This is a genomic window from Actinocorallia populi (assembly GCF_002995495.1).
In the GTDB taxonomy this organism is placed as follows: domain Bacteria; phylum Actinomycetota; class Actinomycetes; order Streptosporangiales; family Streptosporangiaceae; genus Actinocorallia; species Actinocorallia populi.
On the sequence record NZ_PVZV01000006.1, the window covers coordinates 238,782 to 254,496 of the forward strand.

Genomic DNA, 15,715 nt, shown 5'->3' on the forward strand with positions numbered 1-15,715 from the left:
TCGTCGACGGCGATCCGCTCCAGCCGTTATGAGGAGGCGGGCGCCTGCCCGGCGAAGCGGTAGCCCATCCCCGGCTCGGTGATGAGGTAGCGGGGCCGGGAGGGGTCCGGCTCCAGCTTGCGGCGCAGCTGGGCCAGGTAGACGCGCAGGTAGTGGGTCTCTCTCTCGTAGGACGGGCCCCACACCTCGTGCAGCAGCTGCTGCTGGCTGACCAGGCGCCCGGGGTTGCGGACCAGGATCTCCAGCACGTGCCACTCGGTGGGGGTGAGCCGCACGTCCGCCCCGTCGCGGGTCACCCGCTTGGCCGCCAGGTCGACGGTGAAGTCCGCGGTGGCCACGACGGCCTGCTCCTCGGCGGGCGCGGCCCTGCGCAGGGCCGCGCGCATCCGGGCCAGGAACTCGTCCATGCCGAACGGCTTGGTGACGTAGTCGTCGGCGCCCGCGTCCAGCGCGGCGACCTTCTCCACGGCCGAGTGGCGGGCCGACAGCACGATGATCGGGACCCGGGTCCAGCCGCGCAGCCCGTGGATGACCTCGACGCCGTCCAGGTCGGGCAGGCCCAGGTCGAGGACGACGAGGTCGTGGCCGTGCCGGGCGACGAGGTCCAGCGCCGTCCGGCCGTCGGGGGCGGTGTCGACCTCGTATCCGCGGGCCTTGAGGTTGATGCGCAGCGTGCGCAGGATCTGCGGCTCGTCGTCCACCACGAGTATCCGTGTCATCCCGCCTCCCCGGCCGGTGCCGCCGGGAGGTCGAAGACCATGGTCAGGCCCCCGCCCGGCGTGTCCTCCGCGGTGAGGGTACCGCCCATCGCCTCGGTGAGGCCGCGGGCCACGGCGAGGCCGAGCCCGATGCCCGTGCCGCGGGGCGCGTCGCCGAGCCGCTGGAACGGCACGAACAGGTGCGCCTTGTCGGCGTCGGGCACCCCGGGGCCGCGGTCGGCGATCCGCAGCTCCAGCCGCGCGCCCAGCCCGCTGGCGGTGATCAGCACCGGGGTCCGGCTGTGCCGCAGCGCGTTCTCCACCACGTTGGCCACGGCCCGCTCCAGCAGGCCGGGGTCGGCGTCGGCCCACGGCAGGGTCTCGGGGACGTCCAGCCCGATCCGGTCGAGGGGCAGGGCGCGGACGGCCCTCAGCACGACCTCGTCCAGCCCGACGGGCCTGCGGAGCAGCTGGACGGCGCCGGTCTGCAGGCGGGTCATGTCCAGCAGGTTCGCCACCAGGCCGCCCAGCTCGTCCGCGGACTCCTCGACGGCGGCCAGCAGCTCCGCCTCGTCCTCGGGGTCCCAGACGACGTCCTTGGAACGCAGGCTGCTGACCGAGGCCTTGATCGAGGCCAGCGGGGTGCGCAGGTCGTGGGAGACGGCGGCGAGCAGCGCGAGCCGCACCTTGTCGGCCTCCTCGAGCTCCCGTGCGCGCGAGGCCTCCCGGGAGAGGCGCAGGCGTTCCAGGGCGGCGGCGGCCTGGTAGGCGAAGGCGGACAGGACGCGCTGGTCGGAGGCCGGCAGCGTCTGGCCGCGCAACGCGAGCACGAGGCGGTCGTTGACCTTGACCCGCAGATCCGCCTCGTCCGGCCCCGCGCACGGCACCCCGGCGCAGCCCGCGACCGTCCAGCCGCCGGTGCCCTTCTCCAGCAGGGAGACGCCGACCAGGCCGAACGTCTCCAGAACGCGCTGGAGCAGCGCGGGCAGGGTGGACTCGCCCTTCAGGACGCTGGTGGCCAGCAGGCTCAGCGTGGCGGCCTCCGTGCGCGCCTCGGCCGCGGCCCGCCGGTTGCGTGCGGCCGAGTCGACCACCGCGGAGACGGCGGCCGCCACCAGCAGGCTCAACACCAGGGCCAGGACGTTCTCCCCGTCGGAGATGGTCAGGGTGCGGACCGGCGGGGCGAAGAACCAGTTCGCCAGCACGGAGCCCGCGACGGCCGCGACCACCGCGGGCCACAACCCTCCGGCCAGGGCCGCGACCACCGCCACGCACAGGTAGAGCATGAGGCCGGAGGCCAGGGGGAAACCCGCGCCGAACGCGTGCAGCAGCAGGGTCAGCAGGGGCGGGCCGGCCACCGCCACCGCCCAGCCCGCGCCCTGGCGGCGCCGCCCCAGGGCGGGTACCTTCGCGGCGCGCGGCCGCTTGCCCCGCCCCGACTCCTCGTGGGTGACCATGTGCACGTCGATGTCGCCGGACAGGTCGGTGACGGTCCGGCCGACGCCGGGGCCGAAGAGGTACTGCCAGTTCGCCCTGCGGCTGGTGCCGATGACGATCTGCGTCGCGTTGATCCCGCGGGCGAACTCCAGCAGCGCGGTCGGGACGTCGTCCCCGGCGACCTGGTGGTAGGTGCCGCCGAGGCTCTCGACCAGGTCGCGCTGGCGGGCGAGCGCCTCGGGGTCGGCTCCGCTGAGCCCGTCGCCGCGGGCGATGTGCACGGCCGCCAGCTCGCTGCGCCCGCTGCGGGCGGCGATGCGGGCCGCGCGGCGGATCAGGGTGCCCCCCTCGGGCCCGCCGGTGATCGCGACGACGATCCGCTCCCGCGTCTCCCAGGTGCTGTCGATGCCCTGCTGCTCGCGGTAGCGGGCCAGGCCCTCGTCCACGCGGTCCGCGACCCACAGCAGGGCCAGTTCCCGCAACGCGGTGAGGTTGCCGACGCGGAAGTAGTTGGACAGCGCCGCGTCGACCTTCTCGGCCGCGTAGACGTTGCCGTGCGCCATGCGGCGGCGCAGCGCGGCGGGGGACATGTCGACGAGTTCGATGTCGTCCGCGGCTCGCACCACGGCGTCCGGGACGGTCTCGCGCTGCTCGACGCCGGTGATGTTGCGCACGACGTCGTTGAGCGACTCCAGGTGCTGGACGTTCACCGTGGTCACGACGTCGATGCCGGCCTCGAGCAGCTCCTCGACGTCCTGCCAGCGCTTGGCGTTGCGGCTGCCGGGCACGTTGGTGTGCGCCAGCTCGTCCACGAGGGCGACCTCGGGCGCGCGCCGCAGGACGGCGTCCACGTCCATCTCGGTGAAACAGGCGTTGCGGTAGTCCATCTCCCTGCGCGGGACGACCTCGAGGCCGTCGATCAGCTCGCGCGTCCTCGGTCGGCCGTGGTGCTCCACCAGGCCGACGACGACGTCCGAACCCCGCTCGCGGCGGCGCAGGCCCTCGCCGAGCATGGCGTAGGTCTTGCCCACGCCGGGAGCGGCGCCCAGGTAGATACGGAGTTTCCCTCTGCCGGTCATAACACGCCAATTCTTACAGCCGGTCGTGTTCGTGCCTGTACCGGGCGGCTGACGAGCCCTTTCCCCTTCGCGTCAGGCCAGGGCGAAGACCGCGAAGCCCGAGGCGAGCAGGACCGCCATGGCACGGCGCGCGGGTCCCGTGCCGGTCCACGGGGACTCCAGGCGGCGGGCGAAGCGGGCGATGCCGATCAGCAGCAGCGCGAAGAGCGGCAGCCAGGCCAGCCGGGCCGCGATCCAGCCGGCCGTCACGGGCGCGGTGGTCAGGCCGGCGAGGGGAGCGGCGAACGACGCGGGGATCGCGGCGGCCAGCATCGCGGTCTGGTGCCAGCACAGGATCGTCATCGCCGACAGGTTGATGATCACGACCGGGGCCCAGAGCGCGGGCCGGTCCAGCAGGCGGCCGAGACGGTCGCGCAGCAGGATCGCGGCGCCGGACTGGGCCGCGGCGAGGGCCAGGACGAGGAGCGACGGGGGGTGCGAGTTGGTCCTGGCCTCACCGGGCACGCCGACCATCGACGCCGGGTACGCGAAGGCGAAGATCAGCACCGCGAAGAGGGCGGCGCCGCCGATCAGCAGCACCCGGCCCTCGCGGCGGCCGATCCGCTGCTCCGCCCACCCGGTGCCGATCTGGTAGGCGAACATCCAGCCGGGGAGGAGGTTCAGCACGCTCAGCCACGAGGGCATGGCGTCGGCGTACGGTCCGTAGCGCAGGAAGTCGACCACGGCGACCGAGCCGAGCAGCGGGGCGGCGGCCCACGCGCCGAGGCGGCGGGTGGCGGCCAGGCAGTACGGGGTCAGCGCGGTGATGACGGCGTAGACGCCGACGAACCACAGGGGCTGGACCACCAGCGTCGAGGCGGTGTGCAGGGTGGTGACCGCAACGCCGAAGCCGTGGTGGAGCAGGAGCAGGAGCGGGGCCCAGACGGCGGCGACGCCGAGGACCGGGCGGCCCAGCCGCCTCAGGCGGCCCGCGATCCACTCGCCGGGGCGTCCCTGGTGGCGCCGGTAGGAGAGGGCGGAGGCGTACCCGCCGACCAGGAAGAAGACGCCCAGCATCTGCAGGACCCAGGAGAGCGGGGCGAGGCCGCCGAAGGCGGACAGCGGGCTGGCGTTGCGCAGCCCGCCGCCGGAGTCGAGGGTGAAGCCGCCGAGGAGCCAGTGGCCGGTGGGGACGCTGAGCAGGGCGAGGGCGCGCAGGCCGTCGACGGCGCGGTCCCGGTGGGCGGGGGTGCGTTCGGCGATCTTCCTGATCGTGCTGGACAGAACGGTCATCGGGGGTCTCCTCCGGTGGCGATGGCGGCGAAGGCGGCCAAGGTCGTGGTGCCGGTGTCGAAATAGGCGCTGTGCAGGGGGACCCGGGACGCGTCGAGCGTGCGGGCGCCGAAGGCCGGGTCGGTGGGGTCGGTACCGTGGCCGAGTCCGAGGAACTCGACGTTGGGGATGCGGCGGATCCAGTCCCTGGGGGACGTCGCCGCCCAGACGGTGGCGTCGGTGCGCAGGTCGGCGGCGGTGCCGGCGCGCATGCCGGGAGAGCCCGCCACCACGATGTCGGTGGCGTCGGTGCCGGCGGCGGCCAGCCCGCAGACGACGGATCCGTAGCTGTGGCAGAACAGGACGGGGTCGGGGATCCCGGCGGCGTCCAGCCCCCGGGTGAAGCGGGTGAGGCGCTCGGCGCCGTCCTCGGCGAGACGGCCGGTGGCCGCGTCGATGCCCACCCCCTCGGGGGTGGTGTAGCCGGCCCACGCGATGACGGCGGTGTCCTCGCCCGCCTCCTTCTGGAGACGACCGGCCATGCGCTCAAGGCGCCCGAACCGGCTCGAGGCGGAGATGTCCGAACCGGGGATGACGATCGACACGTGGGCGGCGGTGGTCAGATCTCCGACGACGGTGGCGATCCGGCCGCGGCCGCGCGGGTCGTAGGCCAGGACGCCGTCCCGGCCGGTGACCGCCTTGTTCGCGCGGTAGCGGAGTGCGATCGGCGCGCCGTCGAGGTTGCCGACCACGGAGGGGTGCTCCTCGGCGAGCCGGACCCGCTGCCGCGCCGTCGTCCCGTCGAAGAACGCGGCCATCTCGGCGGGCCCGGTGGTCGACGGGTCCGGGAGCGGGCGTCCCAGGGAGGTGTCGGCGAGCCATTCTTCAACGCCCGGGAGCGGGGCGGTGAGCGGGGTCTGCGCCGAGACGGGGGACCAGCCGGCGGCCCTTCCGACGGTGACGGCCATCAGGACGAGGGCGGTCAGGGTCCTCTTGAAGCGGCGCATCGAGGCCGTCCTCCCTCTCGTCTCACCGCCGGTTCGGTGATGAGCAAGAAGGTAGGAGCGGGGGTCCCAAGGGGGCATCACGCCGGACGCCCAAGGTGCGAGTAGTACTCCGGTAGGGGGAGGGGGCCGCGGGAGAGGCCTCGGGAGTGAACGCAGGCCTCCCACCCTCCGGGGCGACCGGTCCGTTCCGGCGCTGCTCAGCCGACGTCGCGGCGGAGCAGGTCCTCCTCGCTCTCCCGCCGGATCAGCGCGCGGGCCGCGCCCTGGCCCACCGCGATGACCGGCGGGCGGCGGACGAGGTTGTAGTTGGAGGCCATGGAGTGGTGGTAGGCGCCGGTGCAGAAGACCGCGACGAGGTCGCCGGGCCGGACGTCCGCGGGGAGCCGGGCGTCGCGGACCAGGACGTCGCCGGTCTCGCAGTGCCTGCCGACGACCGTCACCGTGCGGTCGGCCGCGGAGGGGACCCGGCCGATGAGGCGGGCCGAGTAGCGGGCGCCGTACAGGCCGGGGCGCGGGTTGTCGCTCATGCCGCCGTTGACCGTCACGAAGACGCGCCCCGCGGCGGAGCGCTTGACGCCGACGACCCGGTAGACCGTGGTCCCGGCGCGGGCGACGATGGCGCGGCCGGGCTCGACCGTCAGGCGCGGGACCGGCAGGCGGTGATGTCGCTGATCTGCGAGCCGAGGTGGCAGTGCAGGCCGGCCAGGCGCAGGCGGTGCTGGCCCAGGACGCGGCGGGCGGCCTCGGCGGCGGCCCCGGAGGCGAGGGAGAAGCCGAACTGCTGCTCCTCAGTCCCGGTCGTGAGAGCGGGATGGGCGCCGCCGTCGACGCCGGGCACGACCCGGAGCAGGACGTCCTGGCGGGGGCCCGGTATGCCCGAGGCCATGACCGCCAGCCGGGAGATCTCTCCGGCGGCGTCCACCACGATCCGGCCGACCCCGTAGCCGAACGCGGCCTTCAGGTCCTCCGGCGTCTTGCCGTTGCCGTGCAGGAGGATCCGTTCGGCGGGGAACCCGACGGCGCGCGCGACCGCGAGCTCGCCCGCCGAGCAGACGTCCAGGGAGAGCCCCTCCTCGAGGACCCACCGGGCCATGCCGCGGCACAGGAAGGCCTTTCCCGCGTAGGCGACCTCGCCGCCCCAGAAGGCGTCGCGGAACGCCCGGCAGCGTTCCCTGACATCGGCCTCGTCCACCACCTGCACGGGAGTGCCGAACCTGCGGACGATCTCGGTGAGGGCGACCCCGCCGATCTCCAGGTCACCCTCGCGCGTGACGTGTGTGGTGATGGGCCAGATGGAAGGGCTCGTCTTCTGGATCAGCATCGGGGGAGGTCTCCTCAACGGACGGACGCGCGATGACCTCGCGCAGGAGAAGGGAGGTGGAGGTGCGCGCGGCGCCACCGGCGCCGCGCAGCGCGGTCAGCTCGGCCGACAGTTCCGCCAGCCCCGGGCAGCTGAGCCGCAGTTCGTAGTCGTCGTCTCCGGCCAGCGCCCAGACGGCGCGCGTCATGGCGCGGCTGCGCGACCAGCGCTCGAAGGAGGCGGGCGCCGTTCCGGGCGCCAGCCCGACCCGGACGATGGCCTCGACGGTCATCGCGCGGCCGCCGCGGGCGGGAGGAGAGGCCCGCGGGACGCCTTCGTCCCGCGGGCCGGCTTCTCGTGGACGTTCACGCCGCGCTCCCGACCAGCCGTTCACCGAGCCGCAGCAGCGCGGGATCGAGGACGACCGGATCCACTTCGAACCGGGTGACGCCGAGCGGGAGGAGCAGGGCCCGCAGGGCCCCTCCCGCCAGCCGCACCGACCCGTGTCCCGCCCCGAGCGCCAGGCGGAGCCCCGCCTCGGAGCTGAACCCGATCCCGACCCGCTCGGCCCCCGGCGAGCGGCCCGTGCGGACGGTGACGGCCCCGCCGGGGATCTCCCGGACGGGCACCCAGAGCACGTGTTGATCGATGTCGTCTTCCATGACGTCTCCTCGCTCCGCCGTCCGCGTCCCACTGGCGCGTCCGGCAGGGATCACGTTAGGCAGCGTTATGCGGCGTTTCCCACCTTCTATGCGTCTTTATGACGCTGAGGGGGTCGGCTCTGACGGAGCCCTGACACCGCTGCGATCCGGCTCACAACGCGGTCCGGCTGAGCGGCTCGTGCGGGCCCTGCGCCGACCCCGGAGAACGGCTCGCCGGCATCCCGCTCATCGTCGAGTAGATTCTCGTCATGGCCGCCAGCCGCCCCGGGATCTTCGGGGTGGCCGTCCTTTCGGGCCGGGCAGCCGACGGTTCGGGTGGCGCGGTGCCACCACCTCGCCACGAAGGAGACCGGATGCAGGCGGATCCGCCCGGCTCGCCCGCGCTGCGCGCGTCCGACGCGGACCGCGACCGGGTCATCGAGCTGCTGCGCGCCGCCGTCGCCGATGGACGGCTCGACCTGGCCGAGTTCGAGGAGCGGCTGGACGCGGCGCTGGCCGCCCGCACCATCGAGGCGCTGAACCCGCTCATCGCCGACCTGGTCCCGGCACCGTACGGCGTCGGCGCGCTCACGCCGTCGCTCACCGGACCGCCGGTCGAGCCGGTCGCCGAACTGCTCACCATCAAGGAGCGGCACGGCTCGGTGCGCCGCGACGGCCGGTGGACGCTGCCGCGCCGGCTCGTGCTGCGCACCGCGTGGTCCGACGTGCTGCTGGACCTGACCGGCGCGGTGCGCGGCCTGCCCGAGCTGGTCGTCGAGCTGCGGGTGAGCGGCGGCGACGTGGAGCTGGTCCTCGCGCCGGGCATGGTGGTGAACGCCAACGAGCTGTCGGTGCGCTACAGCCAGGTGACGATCAGCAGGGACACGGGCGACGACACGCCGGAGACACTGCACGTCCGCGTGGTGGGCCGCATACGGCACGGACGGCTCAGCGCCCGGTGGCAGACGCCGAGCCGGTGACGCCCCAGGCGCATCGACCACCGCGAATCCCGTCCCGATAACCGGCCTGCGGCACGCGGGTCACGTAACGGGTGATTTCCGCCGCGAATCCCGCGGCTGCGCCGCATACGGGCGTCACCGGAATCGGCAGGGAACGCGCCGGGCGTCCGGAGGTTGCGCTCTTTTCGCCGGAAATCCTGTCCGGGAAATTGAGAAGAAGGAGCGGTGAATCATCCGCTCGGCAGGTCTCCGGCCTTGCTGGTAAGGCAATTCTCAAACTGGCTAATATAATTCTCCCATACGAGAGGGATGGTCGCACGAGCGGGCGCGGCCGTCAACCCCGTGGGTGCGGATCTGCACGATCGCCTCTCCGGCGGGTCGGTGCGGGCGTCGCCGAACCGCTGTATCCACTGGTCGAAGCGGTCCGATGCGGACGTCGCGCCAGCCCGTCCGCCGCGGTCGCGGCGGCTTCCGGACGGTCGTGAGGGACCGGTGAAGGCCATTGACCTCTGAGCCGTAAATCTATATCGTGCCGTTCCGCAATATGTTTTCATTCACCTCCGGAGTGAGGGGAGTGGTGCGATGAACGTCATCGCCCAAGCGGTGGAAGGCTCGATCGTCACCGGCTCGATATACGGCCTCTTGGGCGTGGGATTCGCGCTGCTGTTCCGGGCCTCGAAAGTGCTCAGTTTCTGTCAGGGCGGCTTCATGCTGCTGGGGGCGTTCCTCTTCTACGACCTGCAGGAGCCGGGCGGCGGGTCCTTCGCGGTGTCGGTGCTCGTCACCGTCGTGGTGGTGGCGGCCTTCAGCGGGCTGGTCTACCTGGTGGTGTTCGCGCGGGTCGCCGCGCGGGAGGCGTTCGCGACGTCGGTGGCGACGATCGGGCTCGCCGGCGTGCTGCAGGCGGTGTTCGCGGTCCGGTACGGCACCGCGCCGTTGAGCCTGCCCGACGGAGTGGTCTCGGGCGAGGCGTTCCGGGTGTTCTCCGCGGTGGTGCCGGTCGCCGACCTCATCGCCGTCGGCATGGCCGCGGCAGCCACGGCCTCGCTGGTGGTCATGCTCAGGTTCACCCCGCTGGGGCAGCGCATGAACGCGGTGGCCGACAACGCCTCGCTCGCCGAGCATCTGGGCATCAGCGCGGCGCGCGTGGCGGCGCTCGCCTGGGCGCTGGCGGGCGCCACGGCGGCACTGGCGGGCATCGCCTTCAGCCTGCGCTCGTCGGTCGACCCCGTCGGGGTGGCGAACATCGGGTTGTTCGCCTTTCCCGCGATCATCCTGGGCGGCCTGGACTCGGTCGGCGGGGCGCTGCTCGGCGGGATCATCCTGGGGGCCGTCCAGAACACGGTCCAGGTCGCGTTCGGCAGTTCCTGGGTGGACCTGGTGTCCTTCCTGGTGATGCTCGCCATCCTCCTGGTCCGCCCGTCCGGGCTGTTCGGCAGGACCGAGGTGGTGCGGCTATGACGGCGCGGACGCCGAAAGCCGGGGAGGGCCCGCTCGCGGGCGCCGTCCGGGCGCTCGCGAGGCCGGGCGGGCCGACCCGCGCGCTCCTGGGGGGCGCGCTGCTGGCGGGGGCGGTGTACGCCGCTTTCGGAGGACCCTTCATCAACCTCATCGGGCAGTCGTGCGCGGTCTTCGCCATCGCGGCCCTGGGCCAGTCGATCCTGATGGGCAGCGCGGGGCAGGTCGCCTTCAGCGGCGGCGCGTTCATGGCCATCGGCGCGTTCACGACCGGCATGCTGTCCGGCACGCCGCTGGAGCCCTTCCCGATCCCGCTGGTGGCGGGCGCGCTGATCGGCTGGGCCGTCGGTCTCGTCTCGGGCCTGCCGGGCCTGCGCTTCCGCGGGCTCTACCTGCTGCTGGCCAGCCTCGCGCTCCAGTTCATCGTGCTCTCCCTGGCCCACACCTACCAGTCCGCCCACCACCCGGCGGGCGTCCTCGTCCCGCCGCTCCGCCTCGGGCCGCTCGACCTGTCGAGCGGCCGGGCGCTGTACTTCACGCTGCTCGCCGTCCTGGCCGTCGTCTACGCGGCGGCGTGGGCGGTGGAGCGGACCGGCGTCGGCCTGGCGTGGCGGGCGCTGCGCGAGAGCGAGGTCGCCGCGGCCGTCAGCGGCGTCGACGTCACGCGGTGGAAGCTGTACGCGTTCGCGGCCAGCGGCGCGGTGACGGCGATGGCGGGAAGCCTGTTCGCCTACCTGGTGGGGCGCGCCGACTACCAGAGCTACGAGCTGGCCCTGTCGATCTCGCTGATCACCATGATCTTCATCGGCGGGATCCGGTCGCGGCTCGGCGCGCTCGCCGGCGCCGTCGTCATCACGACGCTGCCCTACCTCCTGCAGAACAACCTCAGCGTCTGGCTGGGCGGCCTCGGGCTCGACGCGGGCTGGTACGCCGCCAACCAGAGCCAGGTGAACGCGGGCCTGTTCTCCCTGCTGTTCCTGCTGGTGGTGCTGTTCGAGCCGCACGGCGTCGAAGGGATCCTGCTCAAGGCGGAGCGGGCGGTGCGCGCACGGTCCCGGCACCGGACGGCCGGGGGCGCGTCATGACGGCGCCGGTGCTCTCGGTCCGCGGCCTCACCGTCTCCTACGACGGCGGAGCGCCCGCGGTGTCCGGCTACGACGTCGACCTCCCGCCGGGCACGCTCACCGTCGTCCTCGGCCGCAACGGGGCGGGCAAGACGAGCACGCTGCGGGGCATCACCGGTTTCCTCTCCCACGAATCCGGTGCATCGAGCGGCACGGTGGCCGTGCAGGGCGTCGTGGTCCGGCGGCCGAGTCCGCTGCGCCTGTCCCGCCTCGGCGTCGGCCTGGTCTCCGAACGCGACAAGGTCTTCGCGAACATGGGCGTGGGCGAGCAGCTGCGCCTGGTCGCCGACAGGAAGGCGGACCTGGACGAGGTCTGCGCGTTCTTCCCCCGGCTGGAAGAGCGCCGCGACGTGCGGGCGGGGCTGCTGAGCGGCGGCGAGAGGCAGATGCTGGCCACGGCCCTGGTGCTGTTGCGCAGGCCGAAGGCCCTGCTGGTCGACGAGCTGTCGCTCGGTCTCGCCCCGGGCGTGGTCGGCGAACTGGTGGGTTATCTGCGCCGCCTGGCCGACGAGCGGGGCCTGGCGATCCTGGCGGCCGACCAGTCCGTGCACGCGATGCTGGGCGTCGCCGACTTCGTGCAGGTCATGGACTCCGGGGCGGTGGTCGCGAGCGGTCCGCTGGCCGACCTGGACGTCGACGCGGTCCTGGACACCTACCTCGGCCGGAACGGGCGGTGACATGAACGACAGAGCACTCGTGTGCGACGGCGTCGACGTGCACCTGGGCGGCGTGCAGATCCTGCGGGACGTCACGTTCGACGTGCGGCCGGGGGAGTCCTTCGGGATCGTCGGCCCGAACGGCGCGGGGAAGACCACCATCCTCAACGTCATCACCGGGATCGTGCGCCCGACCGCGGGAACCCTGCGCTACGGCGACACCGACCTGCTCGGCACGGCTCCGCACCGCATGCGCGGCCACGGGATCGGGCGGAGCCTGCAGTCGACCCAGTACTTCAAGGATCTGACGGCTCTCCAGCTGGTGGCGCTGGGGAGGCTGCCCAACTCCGTCGCGGGAGCCCTCTCCTTCGGCGCCCACCGCCGCCGTCGCCGGACCGGCGGATCGCAACCCGCAGCCGAGGCGCTGGAACTCCTCGGCCTGGCCGACCACGCCGAACGGCCCCTGGGCGAGCTGTCCAGCGCGGTGCAGAAGCTCGTCGACATCGCACGGGCCGTCGTGGCCGGAACGCACCTCCTCCTGCTGGACGAGCCGACCTCCGGCGTCAGCGCGCAGGAGCGAGGGATGGTCTCCGACGCGCTGGACAGGCTGCGCGGCCTCGGCCGCACCATCGTGCTGATCGACCACGACCCCGGTTTCGTCACGGGCAACTGCGACCGCCTGATGGCGATGAACTTCGGCCAGGTCCTCCATGTCGGCGAACCCGACGAGGTCATGAACAACGAGACCGTCAAGCGGTCGTATCTCGGGGAGAAGGAAGAGCGCCATGATGGGAATGCCTAGAACGCCGCTCCGCGTGCTGGCGGCCGGGGCGGTCACGGCCCTGGCCCTCACCGCCTGCGGCGGCCCCGCACCGGACGGGGACGCCTACAAGTGGGGCGTCAACTCGGAACTCTCCGGTGTGATGTCGCCCTTCGGGGCCACCGCGGCGGACGGCGTCGCCGCCTACGTCGACCAGGTGAACGCGAACGGCGGCATCAACGGCCACAAGATCGAGCTGAAGACGCTCGACAACGCCGGCGACCAGTCGCGGGCCGCGGCGAACGCGACGCAGCTGGCGACGGTCGACAAGGTCAACGCGATCTTCGGCAACGCCCTGAGCGCGAACTGCTCGGCCGCGCAGCCCGTCGTCGAGCGGTACGAGATCCCGCAGGCCTGCCTGTCGGTGGCCGAGCCCGGCCCGTACGCGTTCAACCTGGGCCCGGACCTGGCGCAGGGCGCCGACCCGCTGTTCGCCTCCGCCAGGAAGCTCGCCGGCAAGGCGGACCCGAAGGTGGCGTTCGCGCACCTCAACACGCTGACCGGCATCGCGCTGGCGAAGTCCGTCAAGGAGAAGGCCGGAGCCGCCGGCGTCACCGTCGCGACGTCCCAGCAGATCGACCTGAAGTCGACCGACGTGTCCGGGCCGGTCGCCCGGATCGTCGCCTCGCAGCCGGACGCGGTCCTGCTCAGCAACACCAGCACCGGCCTGCTCAACATCCTGAAGGGCGTCCGGGCGGCGGGCCTGAAGGCACCCGTGATCTGGCTGGACGGCACCGGGCAGATCGGCGCGCTGGCGCAGACGACCGACAACGACCTCCACGCCCTGAGCGTCTGGCAGCTGGTCGACCCCGCGTCCACCCAGGCCGACGCCAAGGAGTTCATCTCCGCGATCACCCCGAAGCTGAAGAAGGGGATGTCGGCGACGGCGCTGAACGACGGGCAGTTCGTCGGCGGCTACGTCACGGCGCGCGCCTTCGGCGAGGCGATGAAGACCTGCGGCCACCCGTGCTCCGGCGCGAAGCTCAAGACCGAACTGGAGAAGACCAGGCTGTCGCTGCCCGGCCTGGTGTCGAGCTTCTCCTACACCGCCGACGACCACTACCCGTACGAGAACTGGTACCTCTACGACGTGAAGGGCACCTCGACCTCGCTCCTGGAGACGCTGCCCGCCTCGGGCTCCTGACGGCGGCCCGCTGAAACGCTGACGGCCGGCCCCGCGGGATGCGGGGCCGGCCGCGGGCGCCGGGTTCAGTGCTGGACCGAGGCGAGGTCGAGCCGGGCGGGGGTCAGACGCCAGATGACGGCGGCCGCCACCAGGATGAGGATCCCGCCGTAAAGGCTCGTCAACTGCAGGGAATCGGTGAAGGCGAGCTCGGCCTGGTCCGCCAGGCCGGGGGAGCCGGTCTCCTGGGCGACCACCAGCGCGCCGCCCAGCGACTCGCGGACCTGGGCGGTGGCGTTCTCCGGGAGGCCGCCGCGGTAGAAGGCGGCTGCCAGGCTGCCCAGGACCGCGACGCCGAGGGTGGCGCCGAGCTCGTAGGAGGTCTCCTCGATCGCGGCGGCGCTGCCCGCCTTCTCCACCGGGGTGCCGGACATGATGACGGCGGAGGCGACGGCGAGCGAGCCCAGGCCCGCGCCGATCAGCAGGAGGGAGAAGGCCACCCACGGGTAGGTCAGCGGAACGGTCCACAGCGCCAGGAAGCCGAGCCCGCTGACCGCCATCCCGCCCGCCAGGACCGTGCGCGTGCCGATCCGCGCCGCGATGGCGGGCGCCAGCGGGGAGAGCACCCCGGCGCCGAGCGCCATCGGGAGCAGCGCCAGGCCCGTCTGCAGGGGGGAGTAGTCGCGGACCAGCTGCATCCACTGCACGAGGATCAGCATCATGCCCGCCAGCCCGATCGAGCTGGTGAGCGCGGTCAGGGTGCCGGACGTGAAGGCGCCGTTGCGAAAGAGCCGGATCTCCAGCAGCGGGTCGGGACGGGACAGGCACCGCCGGACGAACCATGCCAGGGCCACGACGGCCAGCAGCGCCGCCGCGGCGGTCCCGGCGGTCCAGCCGTCCGAGGCCAGGTGCTTGATGGCGTAGACGAGGGCGACCATGCCGGCGATCGACAGTACCGTGCCCCAGGCGTCCCACCGGCCGGGGTCCGCGCTGCGCGACTCGGGCAGCAGGACCAGCCCGGCGGCGATGGCGGCGGCCATCACGGGCACGTTGACCAGGAAGGCCGCCTGCCAGCTGAAGTGCTCCAGCAGCAGCCCGCCCGCGATCGGGCCGAGCGCGGCGCCCGCCGACGCCATGGTCGCCCAGATCCCCAGCGCCGTGGCGCGTTCGCCGGGGTCGGTGAACATGCTGCGGATCATCGACAGCGTCGAGGGCATGATCATCGCGCCGCCGACGCCGAGCAGCGCCCGCACCGCGATGACCTCGGCCGAGCCGTCGGCCCACAACACCGCCACCGAGGCGAGCCCGAAGACGGCGAAGCCGGAGAGGAGCATGCGCTTGCGCCCCCAGCGGTCGCCCAGCGCGCCCGCGGTCACCAGCAGGCCCGCGACGACCAGGGAGTAGACGTCGACGATCCACAGCAGCTGCACCGCGTCCGGCCTCAGGTCCGCCGAGAGCTCCGGCAGCGCCACGTTGAGGATGGTCATGTCCATGACGACGAGCAGCAGGCTGGCGGACAGGACCGCCAGCGCCGCCCAGCGCCGGGGATGCGGATCGGTCGGATGGTGCGTCATGAGGTCCCCCGGAGGAAGGCGTCGAGAAGGAGGCGGGGCGCGTCGCGCCGGGCGACGTCGCCGCGCCGCAGGCTCTCGCGGACGGCTATGAGCAGCCCGTACAAGGTGTTGCTCACCCATCGGGCGGGAAGGTCCGTTCGGAGGATCCCGGCCTTCTGGCAGGCCGCGAACAGCTCGACCTCCCTCGCCTCCAGCTCCTCGGCGCTCCGCACCAGCTCCGCGTCGCTCTCCATGAGGTGCTCGGTGAGCGAGAATCCGTGCTCCTCGGCGATCCCGACGAAGGAGAGGACCATCGCCCGGAGGGTCTCCTCCAGCCGTTGCCCCGTCCGCAGGGCCTCCTGGAGCCCGACCTCCTCGTGGACCTGCCGCCACGCCTCGTGCGCCCGCCGCCCCAGCGCGAGGATCAGTTCCTCGCGCGTGGCGAAGTGCCGGTGCAGCGTCGCCCGGCTGACCCCGGCCGCCTGGGCGATCTCGCCCATGGAGGCGGTCGGCGCCCGGTTCAGATGCTCGATCGCCCGGGTGACGATCTGTTCGCGGCTCACCGCCATGTCGGACTTCCCTGTCTGAAATGAGACTCGATTGCCTTAT

The 15,715-nt window shown here is 73.0% G+C and carries 16 protein-coding genes; 6 read left to right on the plus strand and 10 right to left on the minus strand.

Features of this window, described 5'->3' with window-relative positions:
• Window positions 1-26: 26 nt before the first annotated feature.
• The 8 genes from C2865_RS24485 to C2865_RS24515 all read right to left on the minus strand — a co-directional run bounded on the left by C2865_RS24485 (window position 27) and on the right by C2865_RS24515 (window position 7,434).
• Window positions 27-719, minus strand: coding sequence for a response regulator (locus C2865_RS24485; protein WP_106400902.1), 693 nt, complete (start codon window positions 717-719; stop codon window positions 27-29).
• A complete protein-coding gene (locus C2865_RS24490; RefSeq protein ID WP_106400903.1) occupies window positions 716-3,214 on the minus strand; it encodes a DUF4118 domain-containing protein in 2,499 nt (832 codons plus the stop codon). The genes C2865_RS24485 and C2865_RS24490 overlap by 4 nt, the downstream gene beginning before the upstream one ends.
• 72 nt (window positions 3,215-3,286) lie before the next feature.
• On the minus strand, window positions 3,287-4,486 hold the full coding sequence (locus tag C2865_RS24495; protein WP_106400904.1) for an acyltransferase family protein: 1,200 nt from the start codon (window positions 4,484-4,486) through the stop codon (window positions 3,287-3,289).
• The gene (locus C2865_RS24500; RefSeq protein WP_106400905.1) at window positions 4,483-5,472 is read right to left on the minus strand and encodes an alpha/beta hydrolase; all 990 of its coding nucleotides are present in this window, start codon (window positions 5,470-5,472) and stop codon (window positions 4,483-4,485) included. Before C2865_RS24500 ends, C2865_RS24495 begins: the two co-directional genes overlap by 4 nt.
• 197 nt (window positions 5,473-5,669) lie before the next feature.
• Window positions 5,670-6,164, minus strand: coding sequence for a diaminopimelate decarboxylase family protein (locus C2865_RS40945; protein ID WP_332873390.1), 495 nt, complete (start codon window positions 6,162-6,164; stop codon window positions 5,670-5,672).
• Window positions 6,110-6,793: a diaminopimelate decarboxylase family protein gene (locus tag C2865_RS40950; RefSeq protein WP_232835799.1), complete on the minus strand. Its 684-nt coding sequence runs from the start codon at window positions 6,791-6,793 to the stop codon at window positions 6,110-6,112. The genes C2865_RS40945 and C2865_RS40950 overlap by 55 nt, the downstream gene beginning before the upstream one ends.
• Window positions 6,729-7,064 (minus strand): hypothetical protein, encoded by a 336-nt coding sequence (locus tag C2865_RS24510; RefSeq protein WP_157963903.1) that lies wholly within the window; start codon window positions 7,062-7,064, stop codon window positions 6,729-6,731. The genes C2865_RS40950 and C2865_RS24510 overlap by 65 nt, the downstream gene beginning before the upstream one ends.
• 73 nt (window positions 7,065-7,137) lie before the next feature.
• Window positions 7,138-7,434, minus strand: coding sequence for an SAV_915 family protein (locus tag C2865_RS24515; protein WP_106400907.1), 297 nt, complete (start codon window positions 7,432-7,434; stop codon window positions 7,138-7,140).
• A gap of 353 nt (window positions 7,435-7,787) precedes the next feature.
• Between C2865_RS24515 and C2865_RS24520 the strand changes: the two genes are divergently transcribed.
• The 6 genes from C2865_RS24520 (at window position 7,788) to C2865_RS24545 (ending at window position 13,574) form a co-directional block, all read left to right on the plus strand.
• Window positions 7,788-8,393, plus strand: a complete 606-nt coding sequence (locus tag C2865_RS24520; protein ID WP_106400908.1) for a DUF1707 SHOCT-like domain-containing protein — start codon at window positions 7,788-7,790, stop codon at window positions 8,391-8,393.
• A gap of 561 nt (window positions 8,394-8,954) precedes the next feature.
• Complete coding sequence (locus C2865_RS24525; RefSeq protein ID WP_106400909.1) at window positions 8,955-9,833, plus strand: branched-chain amino acid ABC transporter permease; 879 nt, start codon at window positions 8,955-8,957, stop codon at window positions 9,831-9,833.
• Window positions 9,830-10,915 (plus strand): branched-chain amino acid ABC transporter permease, encoded by a 1,086-nt coding sequence (locus tag C2865_RS24530; protein WP_106400910.1) that lies wholly within the window; start codon window positions 9,830-9,832, stop codon window positions 10,913-10,915. Before C2865_RS24525 ends, C2865_RS24530 begins: the two co-directional genes overlap by 4 nt.
• A complete protein-coding gene (locus tag C2865_RS24535) occupies window positions 10,912-11,631 on the plus strand; it encodes an ABC transporter ATP-binding protein (protein ID WP_106400911.1) in 720 nt (239 codons plus the stop codon). The genes C2865_RS24530 and C2865_RS24535 overlap by 4 nt, the downstream gene beginning before the upstream one ends.
• A 1-nt stretch (window position 11,632) precedes the next feature.
• Entirely contained in the window at window positions 11,633-12,412 is a 780-nt protein-coding gene (locus C2865_RS24540) for an ABC transporter ATP-binding protein (protein ID WP_106400912.1), read from the plus strand.
• Entirely contained in the window at window positions 12,396-13,574 is a 1,179-nt protein-coding gene (locus tag C2865_RS24545; RefSeq protein WP_106400913.1) for an ABC transporter substrate-binding protein, read from the plus strand. Before C2865_RS24540 ends, C2865_RS24545 begins: the two co-directional genes overlap by 17 nt.
• A gap of 65 nt (window positions 13,575-13,639) precedes the next feature.
• Here C2865_RS24545 and C2865_RS24550 read toward each other — a convergent pair whose 3' ends face one another.
• Window positions 13,640-15,127, minus strand: a complete 1,488-nt coding sequence (locus C2865_RS24550; RefSeq protein WP_106400914.1) for an MFS transporter — start codon at window positions 15,125-15,127, stop codon at window positions 13,640-13,642.
• Entirely contained in the window at window positions 15,124-15,675 is a 552-nt protein-coding gene (locus C2865_RS24555) for a TetR/AcrR family transcriptional regulator (RefSeq protein WP_106400915.1), read from the minus strand. Before C2865_RS24555 ends, C2865_RS24550 begins: the two co-directional genes overlap by 4 nt.
• Between the last annotated feature and the right edge of the window lie 40 nt (window positions 15,676-15,715).

Bases quoted from the DNA above. Each gene is read 5' to 3' on its own strand.
- C2865_RS24545 (WP_106400913.1), top strand. From the start codon at position 12,396: ATGATGGGAATGCCTAGAACGCCGCTCCGCGTGCTGGCGGCCGGGGCG.
- C2865_RS24525 (WP_106400909.1), top strand. From the start codon at position 8,955: ATGAACGTCATCGCCCAAGCGGTGGAAGGCTCGATCGTCACCGGCTCG.
- C2865_RS24555 (WP_106400915.1), bottom strand. From the start codon at position 15,675: ATGGCGGTGAGCCGCGAACAGATCGTCACCCGGGCGATCGAGCATCTG.
- C2865_RS24510 (WP_157963903.1), bottom strand. From the start codon at position 7,064: ATGACCGTCGAGGCCATCGTCCGGGTCGGGCTGGCGCCCGGAACGGCG.
- C2865_RS40950 (WP_232835799.1), bottom strand. From the start codon at position 6,793: ATGCTGATCCAGAAGACGAGCCCTTCCATCTGGCCCATCACCACACAC.
- C2865_RS24540 (WP_106400912.1), top strand. From the start codon at position 11,633: ATGAACGACAGAGCACTCGTGTGCGACGGCGTCGACGTGCACCTGGGC.
- C2865_RS24485 (WP_106400902.1), bottom strand. From the start codon at position 719: ATGACACGGATACTCGTGGTGGACGACGAGCCGCAGATCCTGCGCACG.
- C2865_RS24500 (WP_106400905.1), bottom strand. From the start codon at position 5,472: ATGCGCCGCTTCAAGAGGACCCTGACCGCCCTCGTCCTGATGGCCGTC.
- C2865_RS24530 (WP_106400910.1), top strand. From the start codon at position 9,830: ATGACGGCGCGGACGCCGAAAGCCGGGGAGGGCCCGCTCGCGGGCGCC.
- C2865_RS24490 (WP_106400903.1), bottom strand. From the start codon at position 3,214: ATGACCGGCAGAGGGAAACTCCGTATCTACCTGGGCGCCGCTCCCGGC.
- C2865_RS24535 (WP_106400911.1), top strand. From the start codon at position 10,912: ATGACGGCGCCGGTGCTCTCGGTCCGCGGCCTCACCGTCTCCTACGAC.
- C2865_RS24495 (WP_106400904.1), bottom strand. From the start codon at position 4,486: ATGACCGTTCTGTCCAGCACGATCAGGAAGATCGCCGAACGCACCCCC.
- C2865_RS24515 (WP_106400907.1), bottom strand. From the start codon at position 7,434: ATGGAAGACGACATCGATCAACACGTGCTCTGGGTGCCCGTCCGGGAG.
- C2865_RS24550 (WP_106400914.1), bottom strand. From the start codon at position 15,127: ATGACGCACCATCCGACCGATCCGCATCCCCGGCGCTGGGCGGCGCTG.
- C2865_RS24520 (WP_106400908.1), top strand. From the start codon at position 7,788: ATGCAGGCGGATCCGCCCGGCTCGCCCGCGCTGCGCGCGTCCGACGCG.